10 protein-coding genes and 1 pseudogene are annotated in these 9,625 nt (G+C 69.0%); 6 read left to right on the top strand and 5 right to left on the bottom strand.

Translation table 11 applies throughout. The annotated features are described in order from the left end of the window. The 5 genes and pseudogenes from ACFDSW_RS12350 to ACFDSW_RS12330 all read left to right on the top strand — a co-directional run. Positions 1–109, top strand: a pseudogene (locus ACFDSW_RS12350) (50S ribosomal protein L35); the annotation flags it as partial. A 20-nt stretch (positions 110–129) separates the two neighbouring features. Next, a complete protein-coding gene (gene rplT, locus ACFDSW_RS12345; RefSeq protein ID WP_375250590.1) occupies positions 130–495 on the top strand; it encodes a 50S ribosomal protein L20 in 366 nt (121 codons plus the stop codon). Between the two features lie 195 nt (positions 496–690). Then, positions 691–1,806: a phenylalanine--tRNA ligase subunit alpha gene (gene pheS, locus ACFDSW_RS12340; RefSeq protein WP_375250589.1), complete on the top strand. Its 1,116-nt coding sequence runs from the start codon at positions 691–693 to the stop codon at positions 1,804–1,806. Positions 1,807–1,908: 102 nt separating this feature from the next. Then, positions 1,909–4,296, top strand: a complete 2,388-nt coding sequence (gene pheT / locus ACFDSW_RS12335) for a phenylalanine--tRNA ligase subunit beta (RefSeq protein ID WP_375250588.1) — start codon at positions 1,909–1,911, stop codon at positions 4,294–4,296. Continuing rightward, entirely contained in the window at positions 4,289–5,179 is an 891-nt protein-coding gene (locus ACFDSW_RS12330; RefSeq protein ID WP_375250587.1) for an aldose 1-epimerase family protein, read from the top strand. Before pheT ends, ACFDSW_RS12330 begins: the two co-directional genes overlap by 8 nt. A gap of 136 nt (positions 5,180–5,315) precedes the next feature. Here the strand turns inward: ACFDSW_RS12330 and rpoZ are convergent, their stop codons facing one another. Continuing rightward, on the bottom strand, positions 5,316–5,660 hold the full coding sequence (rpoZ, locus tag ACFDSW_RS12325) for a DNA-directed RNA polymerase subunit omega (RefSeq protein WP_375250586.1): 345 nt from the start codon (positions 5,658–5,660) through the stop codon (positions 5,316–5,318). Between the two features lie 118 nt (positions 5,661–5,778). On the opposite strand from rpoZ, the gene ACFDSW_RS12320 reads away from it, so the two are divergent. After that, positions 5,779–6,954: a phosphatidylserine/phosphatidylglycerophosphate/cardiolipin synthase family protein gene (locus ACFDSW_RS12320; protein ID WP_375250591.1), complete on the top strand. Its 1,176-nt coding sequence runs from the start codon at positions 5,779–5,781 to the stop codon at positions 6,952–6,954. A 22-nt stretch (positions 6,955–6,976) separates the two neighbouring features. Here ACFDSW_RS12320 and ACFDSW_RS12315 read toward each other — a convergent pair whose 3' ends face one another. The 4 genes from ACFDSW_RS12315 to ACFDSW_RS12300 all read right to left on the bottom strand — a co-directional run. After that, positions 6,977–7,912 carry a phytoene/squalene synthase family protein gene (locus tag ACFDSW_RS12315; protein ID WP_375250585.1) on the bottom strand — a complete coding sequence of 312 codons (936 nt, stop codon included), beginning with the start codon at positions 7,910–7,912 and terminating at the stop codon, positions 6,977–6,979. Positions 7,913–7,922: 10 nt separating this feature from the next. Next, positions 7,923–8,504, bottom strand: coding sequence for a TIGR00730 family Rossman fold protein (locus tag ACFDSW_RS12310; RefSeq protein ID WP_375250584.1), 582 nt, complete (start codon positions 8,502–8,504; stop codon positions 7,923–7,925). Between the two features lie 69 nt (positions 8,505–8,573). Next, positions 8,574–9,290, bottom strand: a complete 717-nt coding sequence (locus ACFDSW_RS12305; RefSeq protein ID WP_375250583.1) for an MgtC/SapB family protein — start codon at positions 9,288–9,290, stop codon at positions 8,574–8,576. A 118-nt stretch (positions 9,291–9,408) separates the two neighbouring features. Continuing rightward, a partial coding sequence (locus tag ACFDSW_RS12300; RefSeq protein WP_375250582.1) for an FAD-dependent oxidoreductase occupies positions 9,409–9,625 on the bottom strand: 217 nt, incomplete at its 5' end.

Genomic DNA, 9,625 nt, shown 5'->3' with positions numbered 1-9,625 from the left:
CCTCATCAGCCACAACGGCAAGTACATCCGCCAGAATCGCGGCACCACGGTGCTGTCGAAGGCCGACACCGCGACGGTGAAGGCCTGGGCGCCGTACGGCCTGAACTGAGCGTCGAGGAGGAATAGGATATGGCACGCGTCAAGCGGGGCGTTACCACCCGCGCCAAGCACAAGAACATTCTGGAACAGGCGAAGGGCTATCGCGGCCGTCGTAAGAATACGATCCGCGTCGCCCGTCAGGCGGTCGAGAAGGCCGGCCAATATGCCTATCGCGACCGCAAGGTTAAGAAGCGCACCTTCCGCGGGCTGTGGATCCAGCGCATCAACGCCGGTGTCCGCGCGGAGGGGCTGACCTACAGCCAGTTCATGCACGGGCTGAAGCTGGCCGGTGTCGAGCTGGACCGCAAGGTGCTGGCCGACATCGCGATGAACGAAGGCGAAGCCTTTACCGCGATCATCGCGCAGGCGAAGGCGGCACTGCCCCAGGCCGCCTGAGGCGCCGGGTCGCGAGTCGCACGAATCAGGGGCGTCGGTGGCAACACCGGCGCCCCTGTTCTTTTCGTGTCATCCCCCCGCCCATTCCCGCCCCGCCGAACGGCGGTGACGAAGGGGAGGATTGATCCAAGGCTTCCCCAGCCGCTACGGCGTAACCCCGCGCGCCCTCCGGGCGGGACAGGACGGAAGACACGCATGACCGAACCCGAAGAGCTGAAGACCCATCTGCTGACCGCGATCGAGGCCGCGGCGGGGCTCGACGCGCTGGAGGCGGTGCGGGTCGAGGCGCTCGGCAAGCAGGGCCGCGTGACGCAGCTGCTGAAGACGATGGGCGCCATGTCTCCCGAAGAGCGGCAGGCGAACGGCCCCGCGATCCACGGCCTGCGCGAGGCGGTGACGCAGGCGATCGCGGCGCGCAAGGCGCTGCTGGAGCAGATCGCGCTCGACGCGCAGCTGGCCGGCGAGGCGCTCGACATGACGCTGCCGGTCGATGTGCCGATCGCGGGGACGGTGCATCCCGTCAGCCAGGTGATGGACGAACTGGCGGAGATTTTCGCCGATCTGGGCTTCGCGGTCGCCACCGGGCCGGAGATCGAGGACGACTGGCACAATTTCGGCGCGCTCAACATTCCTGAAACGCACCCCGCGCGTGCGATGCAGGACACTTTCTATATCGCGCCGCGCGCCGGGGCGCAGGAGGGCAGCGCGCCGATGGTGCTGCGCACCCATACCTCGCCGGTGCAGATCCGCACGATGGTGGAGGTCGCGAAACGCCATCACGGCGCGGGTGCGCCGATCCGCATCATCGCGCCGGGGCGCGTCTATCGTTCCGACTGGGACGCGACGCACACGCCGATGTTCCACCAGGTCGAAGGGCTGGTGATCGACAAGGGTATCACCCTCGGCCATCTGAAATGGACGCTGGAAACCTTCCTGAAGGCCTTTTTCGAGCGCGACGATGTCGTGCTGCGGCTGCGTCCGAGCTATTTTCCGTTCACCGAGCCGTCGGCGGAGGTCGATGTCGGCTTTTCGGTGGACAAGGGCAAGCGCGTCATCGGCGGGGCGGAAGGCTGGATGGAGGTGCTGGGCAGCGGCATGGTCCATCCCCGTGTGATCGCCGCTTGCGGGCTCGATCCGGACGAGTGGCAGGGTTTCGCCTTCGGCTGCGGGATCGACCGGCTGGCGATGCTGAAATACGGCATCGACGATTTGCGCCCGGTGTTCGAGGCGGACGTGCGCTGGCTGAAGCATTATGGCTTCGCCGCGCTCGACGTGCCGACGCTGTCGGGCGGGGTCGGCACGCCGGGCTAATCACGCGCCGTGCCCCTGCGAAGCCAGGGGCGCATGGCTGGCCGGTGTGCCACGCGCTAGAGATAAAGGCCCCTGCCTGCGCAGGGGTGACGGGATCATACGATGAAATTCACGCTTTCCTGGCTCCGCGACCATCTCGACACCGACGCGCCGCTCGACGCGATCGTGGCGGCGCTGACGCGCATCGGGCTGGAGGTGGAGGGGGTCGAGGATCCCGCCGCCCGGCTGTCCGGCTTCACGGTCGCGCGCGTGCTGACCGCCGAGCGGCATCCGCAGGCGGACAAGCTGCAGGTGCTGACGGTGGATGCCGGGGACGGCGCGTTGCAGGTCGTCTGCGGCGCGCCCAATGCGCGCGCCGGGCTGGTCGGCGTGTTCGGGCAGCCGGGGGCGGCGGTGCCCGCCAACGGCATGGTGCTGAAGGTCGCGGCGATTCGCGGGGTCGAATCCAACGGCATGATGTGCTCGACGCGCGAGCTGGAGCTGGGCGACGATCATGACGGCATCATCGAGCTGCCGGCGGATGCGCCGGTCGGTGTCGCCTTCGCTGACTATGCCGGCCTCGCCGATCCGGTCATCGACGTGTCGATCACCCCCAACCGCCAGGATTGCATGGGCGTGCGCGGGATCGCGCGCGATCTGGCGGCGGCGGGGCTGGGGACGCTTCGGCCGCTGACGGTCGCGCCGGTCGCGGGCGAGGGGCCGGGCCCCGCGGTGCGCACCGACGACCCCGTCGGTTGCCCCGCCTTCTTCGCGCAGGGGGTGCACGGCGTGCGCAACGGCGCCGCGCCGGAATGGATGGCGAAGCGGCTGCGTGCGATCGGGCAGAAGCCGATCAGCGCGCTCGTCGATATCACCAATTATGTCGCGATCGATCTCGGTCGCCCGCTGCACGTCTATGACGCGGCGAAACTGTCGGGCGGCCTCGTCGCGCGCAAGGCGGTGGCCGGCGAGCAGGTGCTGGCGCTCAACGGCAAGACCTATACGCTCGACGCGACGATGACGGTGATCGCGGACGACGTGCGGGTGCACGATATCGGCGGGGTGATGGGCGGCGAGGAATCGGGCGTGTCCGATGCCACCACCGAGGTGGTGATCGAATGCGCCTTCTTCGATCCCGATACGATCGCGCGCACCGGGCAGGCGCTGCAACTGACCAGCGACGCGCGCCAGCGGTTCGAGCGCGGGGTGGATCCGGCATTTCTCGACGATGGCCTTGCGATCGCGACCCGGCTGGTGCTCGATCTGTGCGGCGGCACCGCGACCGGCGTCACCCGTGACGGCACCCCGCCCGCTGGCACGCGCCAGTACGCCTATGATCCGGCGCTCGCCGAAACGCTCGGCGGGCTGGCGATCGCGCCGGCGCGGCAGCGCGCGATCCTCGAATCGCTCGGCTTCATCGTCGGCGACGATTGGCACGTGACGCCGCCGTCGTGGCGTCGCGATATCGACGGCCCCGCCGATTTGGTCGAGGAGGTGATCCGCATCGAAGGCATCGACAAGGTGCCGCCCGCCGCCTTGTCGCGCCCCGCCGGCGTCGCGCGCCCCACCGCCACCGCGGAACAGCGCCTCGAACGCCGCGTCCGCCGCGCCGCGGCGGCGCGTGGGCTGGACGAGGCGGTGACGTGGAGCTTTGTCAGCGAGAAGCACGCCGGGGTGTTCGGCGGGGGCGCATGGCGGGTCGCCAATCCCATCAGCGAGGAGCTGAAGGTGATGCGCCCGTCGCTGCTGATCGGCGTGCTGGCGGCGGCGGAGCGCAACCTGCGCCAGGGGGCCGACAGCGTCCGGCTGTTCGAACTGGGGCGCCGCTATCTCGATGACGGCGACATCCCGCGTGAGCGCGCGACACTGGGCGTCGTGCTGGCCGGCGATCGCCGGTCGCGCGGCTGGCGCGAGGGCAGGGCTGCGCCGTTCGACGCCTTCGATGCCAAGGCGGAGGCGCTGGCGCTGCTGTCGGCGGCGGGCGCCCCGGTCGACAATCTGCAAGTGATGGGGGAGGCGGGGGGTGCCTTCCATCCGGGCCGGTCGGGCACGCTGCGGCTGGGGCCGAAAACGGTGCTGGCGGCCTTTGGCGCGGTCCATCCGGCGGTGCTGAAGGTGTTCGACCTGTCGGTGCCGGTCGCCGCGGTGGAACTGTACCTCGATGCGATCCCGGCGAAGCGCGGCGCGAAGGATGGCGGCGGCTTCATGCGCCCTGCTTATGCCCCGCCCGCGTTGCAGCCGGTACGCCGCGACTTCGCGTTCCTGGTGCCGCAGGAGGTGAGCGCGGAGGCACTGACCCGCGCGGTGAAGGGGGCGGACAAGGCGGCGATCGTGCGGGCGCGCGTGTTCGACGTCTTCACCGGCGCAGGCGTGCCGGAGGGGCACAAGTCCGTCGCGGTCGAACTGGTGCTGCAACCCGGCGACAAGAGCTTCACCGAGGCCGATCTGAAAGCGATCGGCGACCGCGTGGTCGCCGCCGCCGCGAAACAGGGAGCGACATTGCGTGGATAACGACTGGATCCGCATCGGCACCGCGCAATTGTCCGCAGCGATCAACCCGCTGGGGGCGGAACTGTCGTCACTGCGCGATGGCGACGGCCGCGAATTGATGACCGACGCGGATCCCCGTTTCTGGACCGGGCGCGCGCCGCTGCTGTTTCCGGTGGTGGGGCGGCCGTATCGCGACACGATCCGCATCGACGGCACCCCCTATCCGATGAAGCAGCACGGCTTTGCCCGACGCCGCCGCTTCGAGGTGGTGGAAGCGACCGGAACGCGCGCGGTGTTCGCGCTGCACGACGATGAGGAAACCCGCGCCAGCTATCCCTTCGCTTTCCGGCTGGAGGTGGCCTTCGCGATCGCGGGCGCGACGCTGTCGGTGACGGTGACGATCACCAATCCCGCCGCCACGCCGCTGCCCGCCAGCTTCGGGTTCCACCCCGCCTTCGCCTGGCCGCTGCCCTATGGCCGCGAGCGGGGCGATCACCGCATCCTGTTCGACGCCGACGAGCCGGGGCGGTTGAAGGAGATCGCCGCCGACGGGACGATCGCCCCGCGCGAGGTCGATTCGCCGCTCGACGGGCGGGTGCTGCATCTCGCCGACGCGCTGTTCGCGCACGACGCCCTGGTCTGGGCGCCGGTCCACTCCTCCGCGGTGCGATACGGGGTGGACGGCGCCCCGCAACTGGACATCGCCTTTCCCGATACGCCGATGCTGGGTGTGTGGACGAAGCCTGGCGCTGCGTTCGTCTGTGTCGAGCCGTGGCACGGCATCGCCGATCCCGAAGGCTATGAGGGCGACTATCGCGACAAGCCGGGCGTGTTCGCCATCGCACCGGGCGGGGCAAAGGTCATCCAGCTGACGGTGGCGCTGGTTCACCCACAGGGCGCCTGAAAAGCCTCATCTTATCGCGGAGGAAGATCGCTCCGCGCCGTACCTGCGCCGGTGGCACGATCGGTGCCCGTCATGAAAAAGCCGGCGTCCCTCGTGGGGATCGCCGGCCTTTCAACGCGAACGGATTGCGCGGCGATCAGCCGTCGTAATCCGCGCCCAAATTCTGGTTACGCGGCGGCGCGACCGCGGTGAGGCGCAGCGCTTCGGCCGAGGCGGCGAGGCTGCCGATTTCGTCAGCCTCTTCCTCGTCGTCGATCTGGACCCGCTGCAGGCTCTGCACGACCGATTCCTGCAAATCGCGCGGGCGGACAGTTTCCTCGGCGATCTCGCGCAGCGCGACGACCGGGTTCTTGTCGCGATCACGATCGATCGTCAGCTCGGCACCGCCCGACACCTGCCGTGCGCGTTGCGCGGCGAGCAGGACGAGATCGAAACGGTTGGGAATCTTGTCGACGCAATCCTCGACGGTGACGCGCGCCATCGCGTATCCTCTTGTCGGTAGGCTAAGGGAAGGATGCGCATCTAGTCGATCCCCCGTCATCCGTCAAGGAAAGCGCGCGCTTGCGGCGATCGGTGCGCTCCGCCATCCCGTGCCGGTGATCGAGGATGCGCCGCCCCAACCCGCCTTTACGGTCGATGGCAACCGGCTGACGCTGCTCGACACCGGGCCGCGCCGGCTCGACGCGCTGCTGGCGTTGATCGACGGTGCGCAGCACAGCCTGCGCGTCCTTTATTATATCTATGCCGACGACGAATCGGGCCGGCGGGTCAATGCCGCCTTGGCAGCCGCGGCGCGGCGCGGGGTGCGCGTGGCGCTGATCGTCGACGGTTTCGGCAGCGACGCCGACGACGATTTCTTTGCCCCGGTCGAGGCGGCGGGGGCGTCGGTGTGCCGCTTCTCGCCCCGCTTCGGGCGGCGCTACCTGTTGCGCAATCACCAGAAGCTGGCGCTGGCCGATGCGGAGGCGACGGGCGCCCGCATCATCATCGGCGGATTCAACGTGGAGGATGATTATTTCGGCACCCCCGCCGAACAGGCATGGCGGGACCTGGGGGTGCTGGTGGAGGGCGCGGCGGCGGCGCGGATCGCGGGCTATTTTGACGCGCTGGAGGACGGCATCCGTCATCGCGGCGGCAAGATCCGCCGGCTCAACAAGGCGCTGGCGCAATGGAGCGAGGTTGAGGGGCGGTTGCGCTGGACGATCGGCGGGCCGACGCGGCGGCTGTCGCCATGGGCGCGTGCGATCCGGGACGATATGGCGGTCGCCTCGCGGATCGACATGATCGCTGGCTATTTCACGCCCAGCCCCGCGCTGTTGCGGCGGATCGAAAAGGCGGGCCGCCGCCGCGCCGCCGTCCGCATCGTCACCGCCGCGATATCGGACAATAACGTCACGATCGCGGCGGCGCGCTTTTCCTATGCCGGGCTGTTGCGGCGCGGGGTGCGCATCTTCGAATATGCCGCCACCAAGCTGCACACCAAATTATATGTCGTCGATGACGCGGTGTGGGTGGGCAGCGCCAATTTCGACATGCGCAGCCTGTTCATCAACCTCGAACTGATGCTGCGGATCGAGGATCGTACATTCGCCGATCATGTGCGTGGCTATGTCGAGGGCGAGATCGCCCGGTCGAACGAGGTGACCTTCGACGCCTATCGCCGCGATACCGGCTGGTGGCAGCGGTCAAAGCAGTTGGTCGCCTATCTGCTGACAGCAGTCGCCGATCCCGCGATTTCGCGCGGGCTGAACTGGGGGATCGACGAGGACGGATAGGCAATCGGCGGTCCGTCGCCGCCTATCGCCACCGTGTCCACAGCACCGGATCGCGCGGCAAGTCCGGCAGCGCGGCACGCCGCGATGCCTGCCACGCGGCGCGCGCGATCCACGCCAGCTTGGCCGCCTTGCCGGTCGTCACCCGCCGATCCCAGGCACGGGTGCCGCGCCGCGCCACCGCACGCGCGATATCGCCATAGATGCCCGCCGCCGCCAACACCGCCCACGCCGACCGCCACGACAGCGCCTTCGTACCAATCCGCGCGCTGGCCTCGTGTCGCTCGGCGCGGTCGGTCAGTCGACGCGCCAGCATCACCAGCGCGTCGCGATGATGCGGCGCCATCACCGCATCGGCGGGCACGTTCACGTCGCCCAGCCAGTCACGCGGCAGGTAGCAGCGCCCTACGCGCGCATCCTCCTCGATATCGCGCGCGATATTGGCGAGCTGGAACGCCAGCCCCAGGTCGCAGGCCCGATCGAGCGTCGCCTCATCCTCGGGGGGCACCCCCATCACGATCGCCATCATGCAGCCGACCGCACCGGCGACATGGTAGCAATAGCGATACAGATCGTCCTCGCTGCGCGGTGCCCAATCGTCGGCATCGAGCTGGAAGCCGTCGATCAGATCATCGACATAGCGGTGCGGCAGCCGGGTTTCCGCCGCGACCAGCGCGAGCGCGTCGAACGCGGGGTCTCCGGTCGGCTCCCCCGCCAGAGCGGCCATGCTCATCGCGCGTACCATCGCCACGCGCTCGCGCGCGTCGTCCACCACGACACGGGCATGGCCATGATCCTGCCCGTCGACCAGATCGTCGCAGCGCCGGCACCAGGCATAGAGCAGCCAGGCCCGTTCGCGCGTGACGGGGTCGAACAGCGTGGAGGCGGCGGCGAAGCTTTTGGAGCCCAATGCGATCGATCGTCGCGCCGCTTCCACGATCGCGGCCCGGTTCGTCGTCACCGCGCCGTGCTCACAGATCGGACGTCGCCATCCGCACGATCGGCTGCGCCGGCTGGTGGCGCCCCATCGCGGTGAGCAGCGTGTCCAGCGTATCGCCGACGATCAGCAGGTCGCGATGCTGCGCGCGCAGGAAGCCAGTGTGCGCCATCTGCCGCCAGAAGGCGACGAGATGATCGTAATAGCCGCGCGCGTTGAGCAGCCCGACCGGATCGTCATGATAGCCGAGCTGCGCCCAGCTGAGTGCTTCCCACAATTCATCCATCGTCCCGGTGCCGCCGGGCAGGGTGACGAAGCCGTCCGACAGGTTGGTGAACGCCTGTTTGCGTTGGTGCATGCCGGGAACGACGTGCAATTCGGTCAGGCCGCGATGTGCGACCTCGGCATCGACCAATGCCTGCGGGATCACGCCGATCACCTCGCCGCCGGCGGCCAGCGCGGCATCCGCGACCGCGCCCATCAGCCCCAGCCGCCCGCCGCCATAGACGACGCCGATCCCGCCCCGGGCGAGCGTATCGCCGACCTCGCGCGCCAGATCGATGTAGAAGGGGTCCGCCGGGGTGGCGGAGCCGCAATAGATCGCGAGCCGTTTCATGGCCGCCGTCGCTAGGCGATCCCCGCGCCCCGATCAATCGGACGCTCGACCGGACGCTCGATCCGGCGCTCAATCGTGCGTTCGCAGCCCCCAGGTGGCATGCTCGATTCCGTGTCGGCCGGCCAGATGCGCGACGATCCCATCCAGATCGCTGTCCACCGCGGCGGTGCTGACCAGGGTGGCGACGATATCGACATGGTCGGGCGACCGTTCCACCATTTCGGTTTCCGCCACAGGGTAGCGCATCAATTCGAGGTGGTCGATCAACAGGTCGCGCACCATGGGCGCCCGTTGCGGATCGGTGCTGATCGTCACGGTATAGGTCGCCTCCAGCGCGCCGCCGACCAGCGGAATGCGGTTGATCGCATTGACCACCGGGCGCAGCAGCGTGTTGCCCGCAATGACGAACACGGCCAGTGTCGCCGCCTCCGCCACCATATCGGTGCCTGCCGCCGCGCCGACCGCCGCCGAGCACCACAGCGTCGCCGCGGTGTTGAGCCCGCGGACGTTCATCCCCTCCTTCATGATGACGCCCGCGCCCAGGAAACCGATGCCCGAGACGACATAGGCGATGACCCGGATCGCCTCCGCATCCCCCGCCAGCCGCTGCGCCAGATCGACGAAGGCCGCCGCGCCCAGCGCGACCAGCGCGTTGGTACGCAACCCCGCCGTACGCTGCCGATATTGCCGCTCCGCCCCGATCAGCGCGCCCAGCAGCACCGCGGCGGTATAGCTGACGAGGGTGTCGAGATAATCGGGCAGCGAAAAGGTGTGAGTGAAGTGCATCGCCGCGCCCCGTGACTGACGCTGGCGCTATAGCGGCGTGGCGCCGGACAGCGCCAGCGCCGCTGTCGCCTGCGGGTGCGGCGCGCGGATATGGGGCGGTTCCACGCGGCGCGCGATCCTACCGCCCCGCCAGCATCAGCGCCGCGGTTGCCTTCGCACTGCCGACGACCCCCGGTATTCCCGCGCCCGGATGCGTTCCCGCGCCGGTGAAGTACAGATTGGGGATCGCGTCGTCGCGATTATGGACGCGGAAATAGGCGCTCTGCGTCAGGATCGGTTCCAGCGAAAAGGCGCTGCCCAGATGCGCGTTCAGGTCGTGCGCGAAATCGGGCGGG

Origin of the sequence: Sphingomonas sp. (assembly GCF_042091075.1) — a bacterium.
GTDB lineage: Bacteria > Pseudomonadota > Alphaproteobacteria > Sphingomonadales > Sphingomonadaceae > Sphingomonas.
Note: the sequence above shows the minus strand (reverse complement) of the source record. Positions and strands in the feature narration are given on the sequence as shown.